General features: G+C 58.4%; 23 protein-coding genes and 2 pseudogenes. 16 read left to right on the top strand and 9 right to left on the bottom strand.

Annotation, left to right across the window (positions count from 1 at the left end):
- The first annotated feature begins 62 nt into the window (after window positions 1-62).
- The gene (locus KFZ77_RS09545; RefSeq protein ID WP_031519431.1) at window positions 63-539 is read left to right on the top strand and encodes a (R)-mandelonitrile lyase; all 477 of its coding nucleotides are present in this window, start codon (window positions 63-65) and stop codon (window positions 537-539) included.
- On the opposite strand, the gene KFZ77_RS09540 is transcribed toward KFZ77_RS09545, so the two are convergent.
- From KFZ77_RS09540 to KFZ77_RS09530, 3 genes are all read right to left on the bottom strand, one after another.
- Window positions 536-1432 (bottom strand): LysR family transcriptional regulator, encoded by an 897-nt coding sequence (locus KFZ77_RS09540; protein ID WP_031519433.1) that lies wholly within the window; start codon window positions 1430-1432, stop codon window positions 536-538. The two genes, KFZ77_RS09545 and KFZ77_RS09540, sit on opposite strands and share 4 nt — an antisense overlap.
- Before the next feature lie 123 nt (window positions 1433-1555).
- Window positions 1556-2350: an SDR family NAD(P)-dependent oxidoreductase gene (locus tag KFZ77_RS09535; protein ID WP_031519435.1), complete on the bottom strand. Its 795-nt coding sequence runs from the start codon at window positions 2348-2350 to the stop codon at window positions 1556-1558.
- A gap of 18 nt (window positions 2351-2368) precedes the next feature.
- Complete coding sequence (locus KFZ77_RS09530) at window positions 2369-3211, bottom strand: type 1 glutamine amidotransferase domain-containing protein (protein WP_031519438.1); 843 nt, start codon at window positions 3209-3211, stop codon at window positions 2369-2371.
- Between the two features lie 122 nt (window positions 3212-3333).
- On the opposite strand from KFZ77_RS09530, the gene KFZ77_RS09525 reads away from it, so the two are divergent.
- The 3 genes from KFZ77_RS09525 to KFZ77_RS09515 all read left to right on the top strand — a co-directional run bounded on the left by KFZ77_RS09525 (window position 3334) and on the right by KFZ77_RS09515 (window position 6328).
- The gene (locus KFZ77_RS09525) at window positions 3334-4269 is read left to right on the top strand and encodes a LysR family transcriptional regulator (RefSeq protein WP_051640452.1); all 936 of its coding nucleotides are present in this window, start codon (window positions 3334-3336) and stop codon (window positions 4267-4269) included.
- 449 nt (window positions 4270-4718) lie between these two features.
- Window positions 4719-5003, top strand: coding sequence for a VF530 family protein (locus KFZ77_RS09520; protein ID WP_264386118.1), 285 nt, complete (start codon window positions 4719-4721; stop codon window positions 5001-5003).
- Window positions 5004-5017: 14 nt separating this feature from the next.
- Window positions 5018-6328 (top strand): glycoside hydrolase family 10 protein, encoded by a 1311-nt coding sequence (locus KFZ77_RS09515; protein WP_031519443.1) that lies wholly within the window; start codon window positions 5018-5020, stop codon window positions 6326-6328.
- A 23-nt stretch (window positions 6329-6351) separates the two neighbouring features.
- On the opposite strand, the pseudogene KFZ77_RS09510 reads toward KFZ77_RS09515, so the two are convergent.
- The 4 genes and pseudogenes from KFZ77_RS09510 to KFZ77_RS09495 form a co-directional block, all read right to left on the bottom strand.
- Window positions 6352-6624, bottom strand: a pseudogene (locus tag KFZ77_RS09510) (aldo/keto reductase); the annotation flags it as partial.
- Between the two features lie 96 nt (window positions 6625-6720).
- Window positions 6721-7056, bottom strand: a complete 336-nt coding sequence (locus tag KFZ77_RS09505; RefSeq protein ID WP_152548340.1) for a hypothetical protein — start codon at window positions 7054-7056, stop codon at window positions 6721-6723.
- Entirely contained in the window at window positions 7043-9187 is a 2145-nt protein-coding gene (locus tag KFZ77_RS09500; protein WP_264386117.1) for a glycoside hydrolase family 73 protein, read from the bottom strand. Before KFZ77_RS09500 ends, KFZ77_RS09505 begins: the two co-directional genes overlap by 14 nt.
- A 113-nt stretch (window positions 9188-9300) precedes the next feature.
- Window positions 9301-9740, bottom strand: a pseudogene (locus tag KFZ77_RS09495) (recombinase family protein); the annotation flags it as partial.
- Window positions 9741-9858: 118 nt separating this feature from the next.
- On the opposite strand from KFZ77_RS09495, the gene KFZ77_RS09490 reads away from it, so the two are divergent.
- The 3 genes from KFZ77_RS09490 (at window position 9859) to KFZ77_RS09480 (ending at window position 13262) form a co-directional block, all read left to right on the top strand.
- Window positions 9859-10761 carry a LysR substrate-binding domain-containing protein gene (locus KFZ77_RS09490; protein ID WP_264386116.1) on the top strand — a complete coding sequence of 301 codons (903 nt, stop codon included), beginning with the start codon at window positions 9859-9861 and terminating at the stop codon, window positions 10759-10761.
- A gap of 61 nt (window positions 10762-10822) precedes the next feature.
- Window positions 10823-12100, top strand: a complete 1278-nt coding sequence (locus tag KFZ77_RS09485; RefSeq protein WP_406678803.1) for an amino acid permease — start codon at window positions 10823-10825, stop codon at window positions 12098-12100.
- 169 nt (window positions 12101-12269) lie between these two features.
- Window positions 12270-13262, top strand: a complete 993-nt coding sequence (locus tag KFZ77_RS09480; RefSeq protein WP_264386115.1) for a lytic transglycosylase domain-containing protein — start codon at window positions 12270-12272, stop codon at window positions 13260-13262.
- A 96-nt stretch (window positions 13263-13358) separates the two neighbouring features.
- Here KFZ77_RS09480 and KFZ77_RS09475 read toward each other — a convergent pair whose 3' ends face one another.
- Window positions 13359-14441, bottom strand: a complete 1083-nt coding sequence (locus tag KFZ77_RS09475; protein WP_264386114.1) for a hypothetical protein — start codon at window positions 14439-14441, stop codon at window positions 13359-13361.
- An 18-nt stretch (window positions 14442-14459) separates the two neighbouring features.
- On the bottom strand, window positions 14460-15254 hold the full coding sequence (locus tag KFZ77_RS09470; RefSeq protein WP_264386113.1) for a hypothetical protein: 795 nt from the start codon (window positions 15252-15254) through the stop codon (window positions 14460-14462).
- 555 nt (window positions 15255-15809) lie between these two features.
- On the opposite strand from KFZ77_RS09470, the gene KFZ77_RS09465 reads away from it, so the two are divergent.
- From KFZ77_RS09465 to hrpT, 9 genes are all read left to right on the top strand, one after another.
- A complete protein-coding gene (locus KFZ77_RS09465; protein ID WP_169738114.1) occupies window positions 15810-16739 on the top strand; it encodes a sigma 54-interacting transcriptional regulator in 930 nt (309 codons plus the stop codon).
- Window positions 16740-16910: 171 nt separating this feature from the next.
- On the top strand, window positions 16911-17150 hold the full coding sequence (locus KFZ77_RS09460; protein ID WP_031519461.1) for a hypothetical protein: 240 nt from the start codon (window positions 16911-16913) through the stop codon (window positions 17148-17150).
- 61 nt (window positions 17151-17211) lie between these two features.
- Window positions 17212-17586, top strand: a complete 375-nt coding sequence (locus tag KFZ77_RS09455) for an EscI/YscI/HrpB family type III secretion system inner rod protein (protein ID WP_031519463.1) — start codon at window positions 17212-17214, stop codon at window positions 17584-17586.
- A 5-nt stretch (window positions 17587-17591) separates the two neighbouring features.
- Window positions 17592-18356, top strand: coding sequence for a type III secretion system inner membrane ring lipoprotein SctJ (gene sctJ, locus KFZ77_RS09450; protein WP_031519464.1), 765 nt, complete (start codon window positions 17592-17594; stop codon window positions 18354-18356).
- Window positions 18357-18359: 3 nt separating this feature from the next.
- Window positions 18360-18956 (top strand): serine kinase, encoded by a 597-nt coding sequence (locus KFZ77_RS09445; RefSeq protein WP_264386112.1) that lies wholly within the window; start codon window positions 18360-18362, stop codon window positions 18954-18956.
- The gene (sctL, locus tag KFZ77_RS09440; protein WP_264386111.1) at window positions 18943-19536 is read left to right on the top strand and encodes a type III secretion system stator protein SctL; all 594 of its coding nucleotides are present in this window, start codon (window positions 18943-18945) and stop codon (window positions 19534-19536) included. Before KFZ77_RS09445 ends, sctL begins: the two co-directional genes overlap by 14 nt.
- A 75-nt stretch (window positions 19537-19611) precedes the next feature.
- A complete protein-coding gene (locus tag KFZ77_RS09435; RefSeq protein WP_024550871.1) occupies window positions 19612-19839 on the top strand; it encodes a hypothetical protein in 228 nt (75 codons plus the stop codon).
- An 84-nt stretch (window positions 19840-19923) separates the two neighbouring features.
- A complete protein-coding gene (sctC, locus tag KFZ77_RS09430) occupies window positions 19924-21951 on the top strand; it encodes a type III secretion system outer membrane ring subunit SctC (RefSeq protein WP_264386171.1) in 2028 nt (675 codons plus the stop codon).
- Window positions 21952-21960: 9 nt separating this feature from the next.
- A complete protein-coding gene (gene hrpT / locus KFZ77_RS09425; protein WP_031523816.1) occupies window positions 21961-22146 on the top strand; it encodes an HrpT family type III secretion system protein in 186 nt (61 codons plus the stop codon).
- The last annotated feature ends 3 nt before the right edge of the window (window positions 22147-22149 follow it).

Below are 22149 nucleotides of genomic sequence, written 5' to 3'. Positions count from 1 at the left end.
CTACTCAGGCCGCAGGGAGAGGGCTAGCCTTGAAGCTGGTTCATTATTCCGGAGGAGTACACATGAAACTGATCGCCACAATGACCGCCATGCTGTCGGTATTAACTCCCGCTGCTGCGCTCAGCGCAGAAGAAGAAAAGGTAAAAATTAGTGCTGCTGGCTCACAAAACTCGGTGAAAGGGCCGGAACAGTGGTTTACCGGTCAGGTACGCATCGATGCGTCGTTCCAGGCAGAGACGCCCGCCCGCACCGGCGGGGCGACGGTGACCTTTGAGCCGGGGGCGCGTACCGCCTGGCATACGCATCCGCTTGGCCAGACGCTGATTGTGACCCAGGGCAAAGGGCTGGTGCAGGAGTGGGGTAAACCTCTGCGCGAAATCAAGCCGGGCGATATCGTCTGGATCCCGGACGGGGTTAAACACTGGCACGGCGCGGCACCTGGTACTGCCATGACGCACATCGCTATCGCCGAATCGGTCAATGGCAGCCCGGTCGAGTGGATGGAAAAGGTGACCGACGCGCAGTATTCGGGTAATTAGTTCCCGCGATAGCGCAGCGCATCGACAAACAATGAGAAGGCGGTGGTGTGCTGGCGGCGGCTGGGGTAGTAGAGGTAATAGCCAGGAAACGGCTCGCACCAGTCGTCCAGCACCTGGATCAGTGTTCCGGCAGCAATGTCTGCGGCCACCGTATCTTCCGGGACGAAAATCAGTCCGATGCCCGCCTTTGCCGCACTGATACGGTGACGCAGCGGATTGATCGTCAGTTGCCCTTCCCCCCGCACGCGGATCGCTTTTCCTTTTTGTGAAAATTCCCAGGCATACAGACCGCCGAGGGTAGGGAGGCGCATATTGATGCACTTGTGCTGCTGGAGATCCGCTGGCGCTTGCGGCACCGGATGACGTGAAAAATAGTCTGGCGACCCGACCACAATCATCCGCATCGGCGGGCTGACCGGCACCGCAATCATATCTTTTGCCACCTGTTCACCCAGCCGGATGCCGGCGTCGAAGCGCCCGGTCACGATATCCGTCAGCGCATTATCCACCGTCACCTCAACGTGAATATCCGGCCACGCCTGTAGAAAGGGTTGCAGCGCGGGCCACAGCAGATAATCAACGGCGTGATCCCCGGCGGTGATACGAATATTCCCCGCCGGCACGTCGCGCATTTCACGCATCAGGTTCAGCTCGGTTTCAATTTCGCTGAAGTGCGGCCCGAGACGCTCAACCAGCCGTTCCCCGGCAGCGGTCGGCGACACGCTGCGGGTGGTGCGGGTCAGCAACCGGATCCCCATCCGCTCTTCCAGGCTGCGCATGGCGTGGCTGAGCGCCGACTGCGAAACGCCGAGGCGCGCTGCGGCTCGGGTGAAGCTGCGTTCCTGAGCCACAACCAGAAAGGCAATCAAATCGTTGACGTTTTCTTTGAGCATGAGGAGCCTCTGCCAGGGAGCGAGAAGCTGGCAGTATAGCCTGACTATTTATGAATTGAATTCATAAGCGTTAACGAAACGGCGTGAAACGCCCCCGGCAGTTATATGGCGGGGACGTAAGGACTACAGAATGGAGCGGAAGGTACCGCCTTCAACCCGCACGGCGGCTCCGTTCGACGCGGCCCCGAGCGGGCTGGCGAGTAGAGCCACCATAGCGGCAATCTCATCGGCATCGATCATGCGCGCCAGTAGCGAGCTGGGGCGATAGCTTTGGAAAAAATGCGCCTCGATGTCGCTGTCGTCCATGCCCGGTCGTGGCGCGGTCTGGCGCAGATAGTCCATAATCCCCTCGGAGCGCGTTGCCGAGGGCAGAACGCTGTTTACCGTTACGCCAGTGCCTTTGGTCAGCTCGGCCATACCGCGCGACACCGCCAGCTGCGCCGATTTACTGACGCCGTAATGCACCATATCCGGCGGGGTAAACGCGCCCACTTCGCTGGAGATAAAGATCACGCGTCCCCAGTTGCGCGTCAGCATCGCCGGGAAGTAGTGGCGCGACAGGCGTACACCCGACATCACATTGACGTCCAGCATCGTCAACCACGCCTCGTCGCTGATCTCCACAAAGGGCTTCGCTTCATAGAATCCGAGATTGTTCACCAGAATATCGGTATGCGGCCGCTGAGCGATCAGCTGCGCCACGCCCTCGACGCGGCTCACATCGGCCAGCACGCCATGCACTCTGGCATCGGGTGCCTGCTCGCGGATAGCGTTGATTGCCTCATCCAGTTTCACCGCGTCCCGCCCGGTGATCGTGACCTCGACGCCTTCTTTTGCCAGCGTGCGCGCTATCGCCAGGCCAATCCCGGCAGTGGCTGCCGTCACAATTGCCGTTTTGTTGTTAAGTTGCAGATCCATATTGTGCCTCGTTATGTGTTAGTGCAGACGTTTCAGAAGTTCATCGGCAACGCCCATCGCGGACGCCGGATTCTGGCCGGTAATCAGCTCACGATCGGTGACCACGTGCGGGGTGAAGGTGACGCGATTGCTGCTGTATTTCCCACCGGCTTGTTGCAGCGCGGTCTGGGGCCAGAACTTCATGACGCCGCCGTTGAGTAACGTTTTCGCCTGGTTTTCTTCAGCATTGCTGATCACCGTCATGCGGTAACCCTCGTAGATCCAGCCTGGCTGGGGTGCAGCGCGACCGCTCGTGGCCAGCTGCTGGGTAAAGCCTTCCGCATCCGGTAGCGTGGAGAGCAGGGCGATTGGCCCGTGGCACACCAGTGCGGTAGGTTTATTGCTGGAGTGGAAGGCCTTCAGTGCCTGGCCCACCTCGCGACTGGTAAGCAGATCCTGCATCGGCGCATGGCCGCCGGGAATATACAGGGCATCGAAGTGCTGGTAGCCGATCTGCGCGGCGCGCTTCAGGCTGATCACCGGGGAGTGCGTGCGTGACGTCAGCTGTAGCTTGTCCAGCAGCGCTTTATGAGCAAGGTGAGCGGCCTCATCATTGTTAAAATAGACGTTGTCGTCCGACGACATATCCAGCGTCGGTGCCAGGCCGTTCGGTGTAGCAAAGGTCACATCATGGCCGGCATCCAGCAGTCGTTTGACCGGCTGCATTAGCTCGTTAAGGTAAAAACCGGTGTGAAAAACCTTACCGTCTTTCAGGTCGAGCCGGTCAGCATCGGACAAAACCACCAGTACACTGGCGGCCTGAGCCTGGGCAGCAACCAAACCTAACGTGGCGGCGAGCGCCAGAGATCGAATAATGTTCACAGTGTGCTCCTGAGTGTGAGTCAACGCACAGGCCAATGCCTGCGGGATAAGCGCACTGTATCGTTGTCAATAAAGTCGATAAACTATCGCCAGAGACAATCATTTGTTCTTCAGGAGACAGAATGAGCCGCCGTTTTTCCCATATCAGCGATGTCGAAATCTTCGTCACGGTTATTGAGAGAGGCTCGATCACCGCGGCGGCAGTGACGCTGGGGACGACCGCATCGGTATTGAGCCGGGCATTGACGCGACTGGAGACCCGCCTTGGGGTGCAGCTTGTGCGCCGTACCACCCGTCAACTGAGCCTGACGGACGCCGGACGGCACTATCTGAATGAGGCCAGTCTCGCTTTTGCGCTGTTTGACCGCGCCGAGCGGGCGATACAGGTAAGGGGAATTGAGGTCGTCGGTAACGTCAGGCTGAGCGCCCCTACTACGTACGGTCACTACCGCTTACCGGAGGTACTCCAGCGCTTCGCCGTGACGTACCCGGGCGTGAATGTGGAGCTGAATATCACCAACCGCAACGTTGATCTGGTCGCCGAAGGCTATGACCTGGCGATTCGTCTTGGTCATCTGCCGGACAGCCGCCTCGTTGCGCGTAAACTCGAAGACGCGCCGCTGTGCCTGCTGGCATCGCCTGGCTACCTTGCCCGGGCCGGGGAACCCCAGACCGTGGAGGCGCTGGCGCAGCATGCGTGTCTGCCGTTTATTATGCCAAGTACCGGGCGCGTTGCGACCTGGAGTCTGAAGGAGAACGGGGTGGATACTGTATGGACGCCAACGGGAACGCTGCGCGTTTCCGATGACATTCTGGGGGTGATTTCGCTCGCCGCCAGCGGCGCGGGGATCTGCCAGACCTATGACTTTATCGCCCGATCGTTTATCCGCCAGGGGTTACTGGTGGAGGTGCTACGTCACACCCGAGGCCGCACACGGCCTTTTTCCGTGATTTACGCGCCGCACAAAGGACTGTCGGCGGCGTGCCAGGCGTTGATTCATACGCTGACGGCATCAGACACCCAGGAAGCATTACCTCAGATCGCCTCAGGCTCATAGCGCAGCGTCTCAATAATTAGCAACAGTGCGGGCAGCAGTTGGGGGTAACCCGGTCAGGCAATCTCCGTGGACGGTGAATTAACCATGCGTTAATTCACCATCATGACGCCGCGTAAAGTGTGCACATGATGATACGAAGCCCTGTCTATCGAGGCTTTATGCTTTACAAAAGAGCAGGGGATGAATCAGGAAGCCAGTGAGTGGCGAATGAGTGTATCCGGTTCGTCGCTCTGATATCTTATTTAACATAATATACATTATGCGCACCGACGTTATCCATTTCCATTTATAGCCATCCCACGGCACGTCAGTTATACATTCATATTCATCGCACGCCATATTCTTGTTCCCGTGCGGAATCAAAATCCTGTCCCGTCAATTTGCCGGTTTCACCGCTTTCGAGTAACCTTCATGCACGCTACAAAGCACAACCATATAAACGGAACAACATGGCGGCCCATTCTACCGATCCACTCCACGGCGTTACGCTTGAAATGCAGGTCAATGCGCTGGTTGCCCGCTACGGCTGGGAGCAACTGAGTAAGCTCATCAACATCAACTGTTTCAAAAACGACCCCAGCGTTAAATCAAGCCTGAAGTTTTTACGCCGGACGCCCTGGGCGCGCGCTGAAGTTGAAGCGCTGTATCTGGATTCCCTGGATGCTGCTGTTCCGGCTACGCGTGACACCCTCGTTGCCGATCCCTGGGCTGCCAGCCGGCATAAAAAGAGCTGACGTTAATGACACGGATGATGCAACACCTTAACCGCCTGGGCGCGCTGATTGCCTGCGCGATGTTACTTGCCAGTTGCTCATCCAGCCCGCCGCGCTCTCTGGTCACCCCGCTTCCGCCGGTCACGAAACAACCGCTGCCGGGAAAACTTCAGCATTCTGAAACCATGCGCGGTGTCTGGCTGGCGACGGTGTCGCGTCTCGACTGGCCACCGATCTCCTCGGTTAACGCCGGTCGCGCTGCGCGTATCAGCCAGCAGCAAAAAGCGCTCATTGATAAGTTGGATAAATTAAAAAGCCTCGGCATCAACACGGTGTTTTTCCAGGTGAAGCCCGACGGTACTGCGCTGTGGCCTTCAAAAATACTGCCGTGGTCAGATATGCTGACCGGTCATATTGGCGAAGATCCTGGTTACGACCCGCTGCAGTTTATGCTCGATGAAGCGCATAAACGTGGCATACGGGTTCATGCCTGGTTTAACCCGTATCGCGTATCGGTTAACACCAGGCCGGATACGGTTGCCGCGCTCAACCGCACCGTGACGCAGCATCCCGCCAGCGTCTTTGTGCTGCACCGCGACTGGGTCCGTACCGCCAGCGACCGCTACGTTCTCGACCCCGGTATCCCTGAGGTGCGCGACTGGATCACCAGCATTGTCGCTGAAGTGGTAGCGCGCTATCCCGTGGACGGCGTGCAGTTTGATGACTATTTCTATACCGAAACGCCCGGATCAATGCTCAATGACAGCCACACCTTCAGCACTTTTGGACATGGCTTCGCCTCAAAAGCCGACTGGCGGCGGCATAATACGCAGCTGCTGATTGAACAGGTTTCGCGCACGGTTAAACAGCTTAATCCTGACGTGGAATTTGGCGTCAGCCCGGCGGGCGTATGGCGCAATCGCTCCCACGATCCGGCGGGCTCCGATACCTCTGGTGCCGCGGCCTATGACGAAGCCTTTGCCGACACCCGGCGCTGGGTGCAGCAAGGCCTGCTGGATTACATCGCACCGCAGATCTACTGGCCCTTCTCCCGCACCGCCGCCCGCTATGATGTGCTGGCGAAATGGTGGGCTGACGTGGTGAAACCCAACAATACCCGCCTCTATATTGGCGTGGCGCTGTACAAAGTGGGCGAAGCCTCGAAAAAAGAGCCTGACTGGACGGTTCAGGGCGGCGTACCGGAGCTGAAAAAGCAGCTCGATTTGAACGAATCCCTGCCCGGCATCAACGGCACTATCCTGTTCCGGGAAGATCATCTCAACCGACCGCAGACGCAGGACGCAGTGAATTATCTCAGAAGCCGCTGGGGTTCGATATCACGCTAGGGCCGCACTCCGCGGCCCTGCTCTCACGCCCCGATATTATTCAGCACGTCGATGACATCTTCTGTTAATACCAGCTCACTCGCCGCCAGGTTTTCTTTCAGATGCGCCGGGGATGAGGTGCCCGGTATTAACAAAATATTGGGTGAACGTTGCAGCAGCCATGCCAGCGCCACCTGCATTGGCGTCGCGTTCAGCGTGCGTGCCACGTCATTTAAGCGGTCGGACTGCAGCGGTGTAAATCCGCCTAACGGGAAAAACGGCACGTAAGCAATACCCTGCGCCGTCAGGGTGTCGATACTGCGAAGCACTCCGCTCAAGATCAGCAGACATCACGAGGTTCCAAAAACGACGATCCATGAATGATCTCAAGAGGATCATTTCTTGAAATGCATCTATTTTAATCTTTGATAAGCACCTGGATTCAACTCATCTTCAACATAAATAAATCCCGTTTTCTTCTCGTATTTCATATAAAATAATTTCACAGATACATTTTCATCACCACCACAAGCTTTATTTGCATGGTTATCTCTTGCAGAGAAAAATACTGAGTCAGCATCCTCATTATCATATTCAAAAGATAAACACTCTTGCTGTAATGTTGTTAATTTATCCTCTCTAAGCTTTTCATATAATTTTCCGGCAATAGAACTTAAATCCATCAAAGCTAACAACGATGACGAAAAGGAAAATAAAAACAAAAATAAAATACTTTTAATCATATTCATAGAAATCATAGCTCCGCATAATTTTTATTAATTTTGACTCATATGTTGGATCCGTAGCATAACCAGCAGTAGCCACTTGATGCACAAATTTTTCTGGCTGTGTTACATACTCAAATGCTGGCCTATATCGTCTATTTTCAGCCAAAAAACGACCGTAATCGTCAGCAGATTCAGAATAACCGTTATATGCCCTAAAGGTTTGCACTTTTGAAACATAGCGACCATTTTCATATTCTGTAGTTCCAAACGATGCGCTATTTCCAGATGATGGCTTCCCTTTAATACCAAAATAAGCGTTATTTTTTACTTTCTGACCCCAGCCAGATTCAAGCGCTGATTGAGCTAGTAAAACAGAAACAGGAACCCTCCATTTATCTGATGTAGCTTTTGCTGAAGGTAAAGCCATATCAATAAAATCTTGAACACTTTTAGGTCGATTAGATTTGGACTTACATACGTGAATAGCATCGAGAAAAACGAGCGGGTGCATATGCCATTGATTTTCCACCATGCCCGGCACACGGTGCATCCAGCGCAGGTCAATCAGGAACTTCTCGCTGTAGGCGTACCATTCCGGCTCCTCCTTCTTCTTCTGCGACGTAAAGAACGCTTTCCACACCGGTGATTCCGAAGAGTAGTACCACTCACAAGGATGCTTCACACACAGCCGGTGCAAATGATCGCGCATTGCAGGGTTCTGCACCGCCCGCCGGTACTGTTCAGGGTTATAACGGGGGGATTTCGCGTCGTCAATCTGGTTCAACAATTGCCGGTAGTTGAACGCCACCCCCTTACTGTAGGGCTGCCCGTCATTGTCCGCCACGCTGAAGAAACGCTCAAAAATCGTCTTCACCAGCCCTTTCGGCTGCGTCTTCCCGTCGAGATGGTCAAAGCTTGCCGGGCTGTCTTCTATTGCCTCAAACCCGCGACCACCCAAGTCAAACCGGGACAGCAGTTGCACATCCGACTCCGCCAGCAGCCCGCTCGAAGAACCGCCTGGCCAGTAGCGTTTCCCCTCGCTGTCCGTCATCGCCTGCCCGGACAGCGCCATCACTGTTTCGCTCGTCGTGGTTATCAGCCCCTTCTGTATTTCACCGCCGGTGACTTTCAGGTATACCGGTATACCCTTCGGACAGCGGGCAAAGGCGGGCGTGTCGCGGCCCGTACCTTCCGGGTTATTCAGGAAACGCGGCAAGTCGTCTGTGGTCAGACATTCGATATGCACCTGATAGCGCTTTTCATGTCCGTCTTCAGTGGGAACCTGAAACCATCCCAGATGGCCCACCGGGTCCCCGGCCTTAATCGGATAGGGCGTAGGACATACCACCGTATCAAACAGCACTGTCTCACGTGACGGCGGCAGGAACGGCGACCACCACGCCGGACGGGTGGTGCTGTCTCGGGCCGGAACCAGATTCCCTTTGTCGCATACAGTCCAAACCCGGTCCCCGGCTTTCAGGCTCATGCTGCTCGCAACAGGCTCGGCCAGCGTGACGTGCGCATACTGCCGCCCGTTATTCCCGGTCATGAAATCGGCGCTGACCGCCTTATTCCATGTTACCCGTGTGCCGGATGGCAGCTCCGCCGCCACCCACTGCCGGGACGCGTCCACATACGCATTCAGGTGCTGGCCGTCTGCCACTTTGAACGCCGTGCTGTCCTGTTCCGAGTAGGCCAGCCAAGGCGCAAGGTGCATATAAAGGGTGTAAAAGGTCAGCCCGCTCTCTGCCGTTTTCCCCGGCTGAACACGGTGCCGTACCAGCACAAAGGACCCGGAGTAGCGTAAATCCCCCCAGTACCACGGCACGCTGAGGTAATCCCGGTTAATCCGGTACGCCACCACCTCACCGTCCGCCATGCAGCGCACGGCCTGCTCCCCCTTAAACGGTACCGGGAAATCAACCGCCTCATTCATCGCCTGGCCGCTGAGCGCGCACCATGGGGTGGTGGTATCACTGATGTGAATGCCGCCGTGCCACATACCATTGCGGCCGATAAGCCAGTGCCCGGCTGCCTCGCCCTCCAGATGCGCGAGCATTTCTTCGAGATTACTGAACTCCCCACCCCGGTTGTTTTTCGGTACCGGCCAACGGATGACCGGGAGCTGCGGGCCGTTTTCCGGCTTCGACATATCAAATCCTTTTAGTTTATCGGGTTATATACGGGGCTATCATACAACGGCGGACATTTTATCGCCGTTTCCGGGAGGGAACACAAAAGTAAAATTTTGTAAGATGCAGCGCTCTAACTCTCTGAACCGGCTGCTTTTACGCTAAGAATAGTCTGTCGAGTAGTGCTGAATTCACGAGCCACAGCACCCACAGTCATCCCCCTGATGAGGCGTTCCAGGACTAATTGCTTCTGTTCATCATTCAGTGCGGAGGGGCGTCCAAAGCGTTTCCCTGATGCTCAGGCCCGTGTAATACCAGAGTGTGTGCGCTCAATGAGCAGATCGCGCTCAAACTCTGCCACCGCCGAGATCACCTGCATGGTCCTTTTCCCGGTAAGGCTGGTGAGGTCCACACCGCCTGGCGCCAGACAGTGAACCCAAATTTCAGAACCTGCCAGCAGTTGAACTGTCTTTCTGATGTCCATTGCATTACGTCCGAGACGATCATGTTGGTGACAATCAACACATCATTATTTTCCATGCGGTCAAGCAGTCTGGTAAAACCAAGGCGATACGTCTGAGCAATCTTTGTCATGGTTTACCCTCCTGCCTGTATGTCCTTTGATTGTAATCCCCGGTACACTGTGTAACTATTCCGATAAATAGCAACAGACTGTACGGACAGGCAGACAATGAATCTGGATTTCGCCCTGCTGCACGCGGTGGTATCGGTCGCGAAAGCGGGCGGTTTTCGCGAAGCGGCGCGCATTACCGGGAGCAATCCATCGCGTCTGAGCGATGCGGTACGTCGCGCGGAGCAGCAGCTCGGCGTGCGCCTGTTCAACCGCACTACCCGCACCGTGACCCTGACCGAAGCAGGACGCGCGCTGATTGAGCGCCTGACGCCCGCCATGAGTGAGATCGACGCGGCCCTCGACGCGGTCAATCAGTTCCGCAGCACCCCCGGAGGTACGCTGCGCCTGAACGTACCGGTAAGTGTCTCCCGCCTGGTCCTGACTGCCATCGTGCCGGCATTTTTGCAGCGCTATCCCGATATCACCCTGGAGATCGTCGCCGAGAGCAACGTGCAGGATGTCTTTCGCGAGGGCTGCGATGCCGGGATCCGCTACGACGAATGTCTGGAACCCGACATGGTGGCGATCCCCATCGGACCGCGCGTTCAGCGCTTTGCCGCCGCCGCGTCACCGGCTTATCTGCAACAACACGGTCACCCTTCCCATCCTCGGGACCTGATGCAGCACCGCTGCATTCGTGGGCGCTACGCTAACGGCGTGATCCCGGCGTGGGAGTTTGAACGCGACGGCGAGACGCTGCGCGTGCGGGTTGAGGGTTCCCTGGTGGTCAGCATCGGCGGCGCTATGGATCTGGCGGTGGAAAGCGCCGTGCAGGGCAGCGGCATTGTCTATCTGTTTGAAGGGTGGCTGCATCCGGCCTTCGAACAGGGGCTGCTCGAACCGGTACTCGAACCCTGGTGGCTCAGCTTCAGTGGCCCCTGGCTCTATTATCACGACAGACGTCTTATCCCCGGTCCGCTGCGGGCGTTTATCGACTTTATTAAACAGCAGCCGACGTAACTTTTTCCTTTTACTCCAGCAGCACCCCGCTACTGATTTACTCGATAATAAAAGTATGACTATGACAACGCAAAAAATTCCCGCCGCCGTTATGCCCGCCGCCCCCGGTTGGTCGCTCAAAGATATGATCTGGATTATGGGGGTCTACGCAGCCACGGTGGGTGCCGGCACGCTGTTCCTGCCGGTAGAGATTGGCACTCGCGGCCCGATGGTGTTTTTAATGCTGCTGCTGCTGGGCTTCCCGCTGTCGATGGTACCGCATGTGCTGGTCGGGCGGCTGTTTATGCGCGACGGACACACCGGCGATCAAAATTTGCCGATGTTCGGTGCTTTTTTTGGCGCCAAAGGCCGCCAGGCGATTAAGGCCTATTTCTGCATTGCGCACTTCCCGGTTACGCTGGTGTTCGCTATTTCGCTGGTCAACTCCCTCGATAATCTGCTCACGGAGCGTCTGCATCTGGCGCAGATTAACCGCGGGCTGCTGGCATTTGTTGTCACCGGCCTGCTGTTTCTGGTGCTGAGCAAAGGCCGCGACAGCGTAGTGAAAACCCTGAGCGTACTGGCGCTGCCCTTCGCGCTGACCATTATCGCCATCGCGCTGGTGCAGATCCCGGACTGGCATCTGGCGAACGTCACCGAGGCGCTGCGTGAAACCAACACCGCCTCGCCAGGCGAGACCATCAAGCACCTCTGGCTGACGCTGCCGCTGGTCACCTTTGCATTCTGCTCCACGCCGATGATCTCGCCGCTGGCGGCCTGGTATCGTGAAGGCGATAACGGCGGAGAAAAGAAAGCGGTGCTGGTGATCCGCCTCGCCTACCTGCTGATCTTCTTCAGCATCGTCTTCTTTGTGCTGAGCTGTATTCTGGCGATCCCGCGTGAAACCTTCGTTATGGCGAAGGCGCAAAACCTCAACGTGCTTTCCGTGATGAAAGGCAGCGGCAGCACCGACCTGGTGTTCTGGATCGCACCGCTGATCGCCATTCTCGGCATGACCAAATCCTTCTTAGGGGTCTGCCTGTCGGTAGCGGAGACCTTTACCGGGCTGACGGCCGGGACGTTAAAAGCCAGCGATGAACGCGGGCAAAAACGCGCGAAGCGCCTTGCTTACCTGATTATGTTTGCCCTGACGTTTGCCGTGGTGTACCTCAATCCGAACGTGGTCACGTTAATCGAAACCGTCTGCGGGCCGTTAATCGCAATCTTCCTGTTCCTTATCCCGGCGTATCTGATCTACACGCGCCCGCAGCTGCGCACGCTGCGCGGTGCCACGGCGAGCACGGTGATTGCCGGTGGGGTGCTTACCGTCTCGGCGCTGCTGTACGGCATCCTGTTCTGACCCCCTGTGGTTCCCCGGTGCGCCGGGGAATTGCCTTAATTCCTCCCTGCCGCCTGCGGTATGGAACCCTCCCCGCGATTCTCCCCACTCAAAGACGTCCCCGAAGATAAACCCGGTGATGCGTCATGCCGCAGGCACGACGCCACGTTCGTAACTCAGGAGGATTGTCATGCAGATTTTATCCGGCCCGCTCTCCGGGCCAGTGCAGCCGCAGCTGCCGTTCGATATCAGCGCGCTGAGCGGTAAGCCATCAGGTCAGAACAACTTTTCCCCACTTTCAGGCGGCGGTCCGCAGGCCGTAAGCTGGGGCAATAACCAGCCGGGCGGAACCGATCTCGCCTCGCTGATGGGCAACGGCACGGCGGGCATGGGGCAGAATCAGAACAACATCATGGCGCAGTTTATGTCCGAGCTGATCGCCCAGATCATGCAGGCGTTACTGCCGATGCTGCAGCAGATGATGAACGGCCAGCAGAACAGCGGCAGCGGCGCGGGCGGTTCGCCATCTCCATCCTCTTCGCCAGCGGCATCCGCCAGTGCGCCGCAGACGCCGCCGTCAGCGCCAGCACCGACGCCGCAAACGGCGCAAACGCCACAAGCCCCGCAGAGTGGCGGTGCGCCAGTGAACTATGGCTCGACGACGCCGACCGGCACGGGTGAAGCGCTGTCGGCAGGCAAGTCGGGCCTGCATCTGCCGCCTGCCCTGCAAAACCATGAGGAAGCCATTATGGAAGCTGCAAACCACACCGGGATAGAGCCGGAGGTACTGGCCGCACAGATCTGGCAGGAGTCGCGCGGTAAAGCTGACGCCGTGACGGTGAACGGCGGCAACGGGCTGCAGGACTCTGGCGTGATGCAGGTAAACCAGAACACCTTCGCCGAGCTGCAACGTAACAATTCAGATGTGCTGGGACCGAACGCCAGCCCGTCTAACGCCCGGGACAGCATCATGGCCGGGGCGCTGTATATGAAGGAGCAGAAAACTGCCTTCGGCGGTGATATGGGTGCCGCGCTGCGCGCCTATAACTCCGGGCCGGGCAACGTGAACATCAACGATCTGACCGACATTTCGAAGACCGGGACCGGCGATGCCACCTATGTTGATAAGGTGCAGAAGTTCGCTGAGATCATTAAATCCGGCAACGGCACCCTGCCGGCATAACGTCTGATAAAGCCCTGCGGGGCTTTTTTTATACATCGCACCCATAAAAAAAGTCCCTGACCGCGTTCAGGGACTTCTTCAGAGAGCACAGCCGCATCAGGAGAACGCAGGGGGATCTTTCTTATCCTTGCCGCCATTCTCCACGGCAATCTGCACCGTATCGGTTACTGCTGTAATACCCCAGCCGACCGGACCACGGGCGGCGCTCATCGCCCCCTCAGCCAGACCGGACAGTCCACCGGTAAAGACCTCGCCCAGATCCCGCGCCTCGCCAATGTTATTGAACAGAGGCGCGGCCACGGATTTCAGGATGGGAATGTTCGAGAGAATTTTACCGAACTCGCCCATACCCCACTGGAAGTTGTCTTTATTGGTGCCGTCAACGCGCACGTGGGTATCGTTGGTCTGCGGCAGCTTGCCGTTATCTGGCAGCATCTTCAGACCCTGCTCGGCAATATCTTTCAGCACCCCGGCTTCGCTGCCGTGGCGGGCATCGCCGTCTTTGGTAATGCCTTCGATCTTGCCGTTGTTTGCCACTTCACCGCGATCGCTGCCATCGCGGCCGCTCAGCCCTTTAATGTGGTTGAGCACGGATGCCATATTGTAAGCGGCATCGGCGCGGCTTTTTGGATCGGGGTTAGCATCGGTCCAGTCACCAAAACGCTGCTTCAGCTCTTCGCGTTTGATGTCCTTCTGATTGCCGAGATTTTTCAGCACCGGATTGGCGTCGATAATCTCGTCCGCGCTGCGGTTATCTCCCGGCGGGCGGCCCTTCAGACTGTCATCGGTGATGGGCACGCTGAGATCTTTTTCGCTCTCAGGTACCGGCATCGCGCTGCTGCCCGCGTCCGCTGCCAGCGTCGGGTCGATGGTAAGCAGCTGCGCCAGGTCGCCCTGGGCACCGCCCGCCTGCCCCATTTGCGCCAGCTCGTTCAGTCCGAGCAGCATCAGCATGCCCGTCAGCCCGCTCTGGGCGTCCGGCGTGGACGTCGCACCAGGCATCGCCGGCGCACCGGGCATCGGTGTACCGCTGCTGCCGCCGTAGCTGATCAGGCTGGCGATCCCGCTTCCCGGCCCGAGCGCACCCAGCGACTGTGGCAGTACGCTGGTCGCGGGCGGTTTGAAGCTGGTCAGTGAATCGGGGGAGAATCCTCCCCCGCCAGATACATTGATGGCCATAGCATTAACCTCGCTGTATTAGAGCTGGTTTGAATTCTGCGATGTGCCCTGACCCTGGCTCTGACCCTGTCCCAGACCGCCGAGCAGCTGCTGCAGGCCAACCATCATCAGCAGGTTTTGCAGCATCCCGGCCAGTCCACCGGACTGCTGGCCTGCACCCTGAGCACCGCCCTGGCCGCCAGCGCTGTTACCGCCCTGACCTGACGCAGGATTGCTGCCAGCACCCTCTTTACCGGACATGCCGAACATCTTCCGGATCATCTCCTGAAGCATCTTCATCAGCTGGTCCAGCGGGTTAGAACTGTTGCTGCTGCCGGAAGACTGCGGGGCCTGGCTCTGCTGGCTCGGCTGCTGCACCTGCTGCTGATTGCCGCCGCCAAACAGCTGCTGCAGACCCATCATCATCATCAGCTGTTTGGCGATACCCGCCAGACCACCACCGCCCATGGCACCGGTGAGCATGGACCCAATACCGCCGCCGCCGTTACCACCGCCGATGCCCTGCGAGCCGCCGGTGCTATTACCGCCGCCGCTGTTGCCACCGATACCGGCGAACGGTAGCAGTGACGTAACACCACCTGCCACGTTCAGCACGTTACCGGCCATGCCCAGCGGGCTGCTGCCGTTTTTGCCATTGCCGAGCGATGGCGCGTCAGGTTTGCCGTTCGGCCCGTCAATTTTGCCGCCGTTCGGGCCATCGATCTTGCCCATATTGTTACCGCCCGGACCGTCGATCTTACCCATATTGTTCGCGGGCGGCGGATCGATTTTGTTCAGGTTATTTGCACCACCACCAAAGCCTGGAATTCTCATGGACTGCTCCTCAGAGTTAACGTAACCGTATAGGGGTGTAAGCGGCATCCTGTCAGCGCGGCACTTCCGGGCGATCTTTCAGCTACGCTTAATGACGTCCGATCCCTGCTTTTCAGGCGCCAGCTCGTTTGGTAAGTGGGTGTGGTACGGCATCAGTTCCAGGATATTTGTCATAAGTGTGCTAATAGTCATGCAATAAATCTTTCATATCTCCCGCACGGTTTTTTCCCTTCCTCGCAACCCGCTGTTTTTCAAGGATGTAAATTCCACCCGTAGGGAAATGCCTACAGGATGACAGCCTTGCCCTACACAACAATCATCCTGGACTGATAGCCGGGTGAGGACCGCTTGAGTGAGAGTACGCCCGTACCGATTTGTAATGAATTGCGTCAGCGTTTACATAAAAAAACACACGATTGCTTCTTACGGGATTTTCCTGAACGCCGCGTTTTGCGAGTTTTGCGTTTACGTTAAGCCACTGGAGAAATTATGGTTGGGTTTGTCGAGACTCGAATTCGTAGCAGCGTCGCTGCGGATGAGAAACAGGATAACGCTATGCAAACGGCCATGGCTGGCCGCCCGGAAAAGGACGTCGTACAGGGACACTATGCCGATATCCATGCCCCGCTGCATCGGATACTCACTACCATCGCCCCGTTGCAGGTTGACGTGCTGATCCAGGGCGAAACCGGCACCGGAAAAGACACCCTCGCCCGTCGTCTTTATCAGCTGTCGGGCTGTACCGGGCCAATGGTGCCGGTGAACTGCGCCGCCATCCCGGAAACCCTCGCCGAGAGCGAACTGTTCGGTGTGATGAGCGGCGCTTTCACCGGTGCCAGCACCTCGCGCGCCGGCTATATCGAAACCGCCAACAACGGCCTGCTGTTCCTCGACGAAATCGACAGTATGCCGCTTATTGTGCAGGCGAAGCTGCTGCGCGTGCTTGAGAGTCGCGCGGTGGAGCGTCTCGGCAGCACCAAAAGCATTCCGCTTAACCTGCGGGTGATTGCCGCGTCCCAGGCACCGCTTGAGGATCTGGTGGCCCAGGGGCGGTTCCGGCGCGATCTGTTCTTCCGTCTCGATACCATCAAGCTCTCTACCCCGGCGCTGCGCCATCACCCGGAACTGATTATTCCCATGTTCAGCCGTTTTACTCAGGATGCGGCGCTGCGGCTCAATCAGGCACTGCCGCCCCGCTCATGGGCGCTGGAGGAGGCGCTGCTGCTACACAGCTGGCCGGGAAACATTCGCGAGCTTAAAGCCGCCGCTGAACGCTTCGTGCTCGGCTTGCCGCCGCTGTGCGGCGAGATGAAAAAGGAGGAAGGCCGCGGACTGCTGAAAGATCGCCTGCGCCGCATCGAACGCAGCCTGATCACCGACTGCCTGCACCGGCACGGTAACCGGATCGATGACGTCATTCACGAGTTAGGCATCCCGCGCCGCACGCTCTATCACCGCCTGAAGTTGCTTAAGCTTAGCGCCTGATCTGTTGTTTCCCTGTTTCTGCCCATCGTCCCCCGACAGATGGGCCTGAAACCTCTTCATCCTGTCTTTTTTCAAAAAATTTTTCCCCTGCCTGGAACCGCTTCCCCCGTCACGCCACTTAATAAGCGCAATACCCATAAAACACTCCATCTCAAGAGTAAGGAAAATGCTATGTCCATGATTACTCAGCTGTCTAACTTCATCACCAACTCAGGTTCTGCCTATACCAAGCTCTCTGGTGCAGCGAGCGGCGCTCACTTTATGGCCGGTGCGCAAGAAATCCAGGCCACCATGCAGCAGAACCAGCTCGACAAAATGGCGCTTGATGCGGAAAACCAGCGCATCAACGGCATCGCAGACAGCGCCGCGCAGGCCGGTTCGGCTGCCGCGCAGGTGAAGATCCAGTACTGATTCCACTGGTCGGGAGGAGTCCGCGTCGCTCCTCCCTCCTTCATTTTTGCAGGAGTCTCCCATGAAAGTATCCCAGTCCTCCGCCCCGCAGCTCACGTCCGAACCGGAAACTTCAGTAGAAATCTACCCGGAGTCCGGCAATCAGGACGATATTCACTGGTTCGCTGCACAGCTTAATCCGGCTAACGCCGCTCAGCCCCCTGCCGATGCCATGTCACCTGGCGTACTGGGCGGCCTTGCCGAATCCATCAGCGGTAGTCAGCGGGCGCAGAAGGATGCCTTCCGCGATCTGCGCGTAGCGTCACGCTCGTCTAACGTCGAGGATTTCTCGAAAGCCAATGCGCAGCTCTCCAACTACTACATCGAAAGCCTGCTGAACGCCAAGATCATTGCCAAAGGCGTCCAGTCCCTCGATAAACTTAATAACCTGCAGTGAAATCTATGACTGGCTCACTGAAATTCATCTGCGCGATGCTTCTCGCCCTGTTCCTCACCGCCTGCGGGGATAACACTCTGCTGCACAGCGGCCTGTCGGAAAACGACGCTAACGATATTGTGGCGGAGCTGAATCGCTATCGCATCTCCGCCGAAAAAGTGGCGGAAAAAGAGGGCTTCAGCGTCAGCGTGGCCAGTAAAGACATTGAGCGCTCGGTCAATATCCTCAATGCCGCCGGACTGCCGCGCCAGGCGCGCACCAATCTTGGCGAGGTCTTCCAGAAAAGCGGCGTGATCTCCAGCCCGCTGGAGGAGCGCGCGCGTTACATCTACGCCCTCTCGCAGGAGGTGGAGTCAACCCTGGCGCAGATCGATGGCGTAGTGGTGGCGCGCGTCCACGTGGTGCTGCCAGAGCGCATCGCGCCGGGGGAACCGGTGCAGCCCGCCTCGGCCTCGGTGTTTATCAAATACCATGAAAATCTTGATCCGGACGGCATCGAACCGCGCATCCGCCGCCTGGTGGCGACCAGTATTCCGGGGCTCGGCGGTCGCGATGACCGCGATCTGGCCATTGTTTTTGTCCCGGCTAAAACTTTCCAGGACCGTATCGAGATCGTGCAGCTGGGCCCGTTTAAGGTCAGCCCGGACCAGTATTCGCTGGTGAAAACCATCGCCGCGATCCTCGGTGTGATCCTGCTGCTCGGCGTGCTGTTTAAGTTTCTGCGCTCGCTGGCTGCCCGTAACCGTCAGGCTGTGCAACAGGGTAAATAACGCATGGAACAGATTGATGCTGAGAACCCGCTGCGGCTCGAATGGCTCACCTGGTGGCAGTACGGCTACTGGCTTCAGGCCGATGAGAGCTGGCATCCGCTGCTGCCTCTGGCCCTGCCCCCCGACGCCCAGCGTTATCTGCTGACCCAGCGCCCGTCGCTGATCCACAGCGCGCTGGCTATTCCCCCCACGCCGCTGGGCGAGCCGCAACCGCTGGCCCTGACCCTCAGCGCCCTGCCCGTCGCGCAGCGTATGTCGCTGCTGCTGCTGGTCGCGGAGATCGGCGGTGCGCAAACCGCGCTGCCCGCCGCGCTGAAGATCTGGGCGCGGCGGGTGGCGAAGGGGTTACAGCCGGAGCGCTGGTTGCCGGACGGGCTGTTTCACTCAGGCGCCTGCTGCGGCAGCCTGCAACTGCTGCAGGCGCTGTGGCCCGATCTCTGGCCGCGGTTGCGGGTGCTGTTTCCCCATGAACTGAGCGCGTCGCTCAGCGCTGACGCCCCGATCATCCCGGTGCGTCATCTGCGCCCGCTGTGGGAAGCCGCATTGTGGCAGGTGCAGCGCCAGCCGGCACCTCAGGAGGTTGCGGATGTGGAAACTTAAGTCCATTACCCTGCTGGACGGCAGCATGCCGGAGGGTCCGGTGCTGTCGCGCGATGTCCTCGCGCAGCATCAGAACGCGCAGGAGATCCTTGCCCGGGCGCATGAACGGGCAGAGGCAATTATCAGCGCAGCACGTGAACAGGCCGAAGCCGAACTGGCGCAACAGCGCCTGCACGCCGAAGCGCAGTTCTGGCAGCAGGCGGATGAACTGCTCTCAGACTGGCATCAGCAGCGCCAGCAGGATGAAAGTCAGCTTATCCAGCTCGCCGACCGCCTGCTCAACGAGGCGCTGCAACAGCTGCTGGATGACACCGGGGAGGAGAAACGCTTCCACGCCCTGCTGCGCCAGCTGCTGCGTCACCACCCGCGCCAGCAGAGCGCCACGCTCTACTGCGCCCTGGACCGGGAACAGGCCATCAGCGCCTGGCTGGCACAGCAGCCGCAGCTGCGCTGGACGCTGTGCGGCGACGATCTTCTGGAGCCGGATACCCTGCGCCTGGTCACCGATCGCGGTGAGCTGGTGGTGAGCTGGTCTGCCCTCTGCGCCCAGCTCACCCGTGAGTCTGAAGGAGCGCTGTAAAAAAATCACGCCTGACGGGAACCAGACCGCGTTGCGCTCCACATAAGGAGGTGTTTAACGCGAGGAGGTTTTGTCATGAGTTCCAACGATCTGTTTCAGCGTCAGCTATCAACACACTATTCCCGCACCCATCACGAGGCGTATCAGTTCGCCAAAGAGATGTCCGGCGAGTCTTACAGCGTGGCGGATATGTATGCCTTCCAGAACCAGCTGCTGGATATGTCCAACGCCGGCTGGGCCAGTTCGCAGTACACCCAGTTTAAGTTCGGGATCCGCAAGGCCATCATCGATGCCATTAACTGAGTCTCAGCCATCTCTGGCAGCAAGGAGTGAGGCGTGTTGAAGTTTCCTGTGATATGCCGCCTGTGGGCGGCAGTTATTGTGCTGATGCTCAGCATCGGCAGTGCAACGGCCCGCGTGCCGGACGAGTGGAAAAATGGGGCCTATGCCTATTCGGCGGACAACACCCCGATTAGCATCATCCTCGAAGATTTTGCCAGCAGTTTTGGGGTCGAGATTAATCTCGGCACCCTCGGCGACAGCAACGTCACCGGTAAACTGCGCGCCGACAGCCCGGAGGCGTTTCTCAACCGCCTGGCGCTGGAGTACCGCTTCCAGTGGTTCGTTTACAACAATACCCTTTACGTCAGCCCGCAGTCAGAACAGACCTCGCAGCGGCTGGAGATCTCCCCTGACGCCGCGCCGGACATCAAAGAAGCGCTGCGCGGCGTCGGCCTGCTGGAACCCCGTTTCGGCTGGGGTGAACTGCCGGATGAGGGCGTGGTGCTGGTCACCGGCCCGCCGGAGTACGTGCGCCTGATCGCCGACTTCACCCGCAAATCCGAAGAGAAACCGAAGTCGGATGATAAAGAGATGATGGCCTTCCCGCTCAAATACGCGGCGGTGGCGGATCGCACCATTAAATACCGCGATCAGACCCTGCTGGTGCCGGGCGTGGCGACCATGCTCAACGAGCTGCTGGGCCAGGCGAACAGCAATACCGCCAGCGGCATGTCGGCATCCCAGGGCGAGAGCGAGAACACCTACTCCTCGATGCGCGAACAGTCTCAGAACATCCTTAATCAGATGATCAGCCGCGGCACCTCAAAGTCGCAGCATCAGCCCTCCGGCGTGGGCAGTGCACTGGCCGGTAAGGTGTCGGCGGACGTGCGTAACAACATGCTGCTGGTGCGCGATAACCCGAAATTCCGCGCCGCCTACCAGTCGCTGATCAGCGCCATCGACGTACCGCAGAAGCTGATTGAAATTGATGCCGTGATCGTGGACATCGACCGCAGTGAGATGCAGCGCCTCTCCAGCGCCCTCGGCGGCCAGTTCGGCAACGTCACCGGCGCCACGAACATGCTCGCCGGGGCCAGCACGCTGTTCGTCACCGACTTCCAGCGTTTCTTCGCCAATATTGAAGCGATGGAAGGCGAAGGCACCGCATCGATCATCGCTAACCCGTCGATTCTGACGCTGGAGAACCAGCCAGCGGTGATCGACTTCAGCGATACGGCCTTCATTCGCGCCATCGGCGAGCGCGTGGCGGATATCCAGTCGGTCACAGCGGGAACCAGCCTGCGCGTCACCCCGCGCGCCATCAACGATACCCCGCAGTCCGCCATCCAGCTGATTGTCGATGTTGAAGACGGGAAGCTGAGCAAGAACGATGACGGCGAAGCGGATGGCACCACCAACGGGGTGATCAGCACCCAGGCGATGGTTCAGGCGCGCCGTTCGCTGGTGATGGGCGGCTTCCACACCAAAGAGAGTGGCGATCGCGAGCGCCGCGTGCCGATCCTCGGCAGCATTCCGCTGATCGGCAAACTCTTTACCTCCACCCGGCATGAAACCTCCCAGCGCGAGCGGCTGTTTATCATCACTCCGCACCTGATAGGCGACCAGGTCGATCCGTCGCGCTATATCGCCGCCGAGTCGCGCGAGCAGCTCGACAGCGCCATGAACGAAGTGAGCCAGCGGCATAAGTTCACCGATATGAAACAGGTGGTGGAAGACGCGATGCGCGACCTGGCACGCAACCGAATTCCCACCGGCATGACCGCCGGCGGCAGCGGCCAGACGCTGAGCTCGCTGTGTCTGATCCCCTCTACTTTTACCAGCGACTACCGCCGCCATCAGTGGTACGGCAACGCCTCGGTACAGCTGACCGTTGGGGTGATCACCAATAACAGCACCAAAGCGCAGCGCTTCGATGAAGCCGCCTGCCGCAGCGATCGCACACTGGCCGTCGCCGTCTGGCCGCGCCCGACCCTCAATCCGGGTGAATCGGCAGAAGTCTTTGTCGCCTTTGAGCCAAACGGCCCGGCGCGTCCGTCCCGCGTCTCGCTGCTGTCGGCGTCCGGCGGTGCCGTGACTCCGTCTTCCTCTTCAGGCCACTTACTGAGTCGTTAAGGAGAATGTATGTTTCGCCGCGTTCTGGTGTTACCTCTCGCGGCGCTGTTGCTCAGCGCCTGCGCCCCCAAAACCACCGGCTGCCTTGAGATGAGCTGCCGTCCGACCTCTGATCTGCATCGGCTGACCATCTGGTGGCAGCCGGAGTTACGCAACGGCCCCTGGGACTACACCCAGGTTCCCGTGGATCATTAACCC

It is taken from the genome of Siccibacter colletis (assembly GCF_025914095.1).
Classification (GTDB): Bacteria; Pseudomonadota; Gammaproteobacteria; order Enterobacterales; family Enterobacteriaceae; genus Siccibacter; species Siccibacter colletis.
The sequence above is the reverse complement of the archived record's forward strand: the minus strand, read 5'-3'. Positions and strand labels throughout refer to the sequence as shown.

What these genes read in the sequence shown, in the direction of transcription:
- KFZ77_RS09505 (WP_152548340.1), bottom strand. Translation starts at nt 7,056, where the DNA reads ATGAATATGATTAAAAGTATTTTATTTTTGTTTTTATTTTCCTTTTCG.
- sctC (WP_264386171.1), top strand. Translation starts at nt 19,924, where the DNA reads ATGCTCAGCATCGGCAGTGCAACGGCCCGCGTGCCGGACGAGTGGAAA.
- KFZ77_RS09540 (WP_031519433.1), bottom strand. Translation starts at nt 1,432, where the DNA reads ATGCTCAAAGAAAACGTCAACGATTTGATTGCCTTTCTGGTTGTGGCT.
- hrpT (WP_031523816.1), top strand. Translation starts at nt 21,961, where the DNA reads ATGTTTCGCCGCGTTCTGGTGTTACCTCTCGCGGCGCTGTTGCTCAGC.
- KFZ77_RS09485 (WP_406678803.1), top strand. Translation starts at nt 10,823, where the DNA reads ATGACAACGCAAAAAATTCCCGCCGCCGTTATGCCCGCCGCCCCCGGT.
- KFZ77_RS09500 (WP_264386117.1), bottom strand. Translation starts at nt 9,187, where the DNA reads ATGTCGAAGCCGGAAAACGGCCCGCAGCTCCCGGTCATCCGTTGGCCG.
- KFZ77_RS09455 (WP_031519463.1), top strand. Translation starts at nt 17,212, where the DNA reads ATGAAAGTATCCCAGTCCTCCGCCCCGCAGCTCACGTCCGAACCGGAA.
- KFZ77_RS09460 (WP_031519461.1), top strand. Translation starts at nt 16,911, where the DNA reads ATGTCCATGATTACTCAGCTGTCTAACTTCATCACCAACTCAGGTTCT.
- KFZ77_RS09490 (WP_264386116.1), top strand. Translation starts at nt 9,859, where the DNA reads ATGAATCTGGATTTCGCCCTGCTGCACGCGGTGGTATCGGTCGCGAAA.
- KFZ77_RS09545 (WP_031519431.1), top strand. Translation starts at nt 63, where the DNA reads ATGAAACTGATCGCCACAATGACCGCCATGCTGTCGGTATTAACTCCC.
- KFZ77_RS09535 (WP_031519435.1), bottom strand. Translation starts at nt 2,350, where the DNA reads ATGGATCTGCAACTTAACAACAAAACGGCAATTGTGACGGCAGCCACT.
- KFZ77_RS09435 (WP_024550871.1), top strand. Translation starts at nt 19,612, where the DNA reads ATGAGTTCCAACGATCTGTTTCAGCGTCAGCTATCAACACACTATTCC.
- sctL (WP_264386111.1), top strand. Translation starts at nt 18,943, where the DNA reads ATGTGGAAACTTAAGTCCATTACCCTGCTGGACGGCAGCATGCCGGAG.
- KFZ77_RS09470 (WP_264386113.1), bottom strand. Translation starts at nt 15,254, where the DNA reads ATGAGAATTCCAGGCTTTGGTGGTGGTGCAAATAACCTGAACAAAATC.
- KFZ77_RS09465 (WP_169738114.1), top strand. Translation starts at nt 15,810, where the DNA reads ATGCAAACGGCCATGGCTGGCCGCCCGGAAAAGGACGTCGTACAGGGA.
- KFZ77_RS09475 (WP_264386114.1), bottom strand. Translation starts at nt 14,441, where the DNA reads ATGGCCATCAATGTATCTGGCGGGGGAGGATTCTCCCCCGATTCACTG.
- KFZ77_RS09515 (WP_031519443.1), top strand. Translation starts at nt 5,018, where the DNA reads ATGATGCAACACCTTAACCGCCTGGGCGCGCTGATTGCCTGCGCGATG.
- KFZ77_RS09520 (WP_264386118.1), top strand. Translation starts at nt 4,719, where the DNA reads ATGGCGGCCCATTCTACCGATCCACTCCACGGCGTTACGCTTGAAATG.
- KFZ77_RS09480 (WP_264386115.1), top strand. Translation starts at nt 12,270, where the DNA reads ATGCAGATTTTATCCGGCCCGCTCTCCGGGCCAGTGCAGCCGCAGCTG.
- sctJ (WP_031519464.1), top strand. Translation starts at nt 17,592, where the DNA reads ATGACTGGCTCACTGAAATTCATCTGCGCGATGCTTCTCGCCCTGTTC.
- KFZ77_RS09445 (WP_264386112.1), top strand. Translation starts at nt 18,360, where the DNA reads ATGGAACAGATTGATGCTGAGAACCCGCTGCGGCTCGAATGGCTCACC.
- KFZ77_RS09525 (WP_051640452.1), top strand. Translation starts at nt 3,334, where the DNA reads ATGAGCCGCCGTTTTTCCCATATCAGCGATGTCGAAATCTTCGTCACG.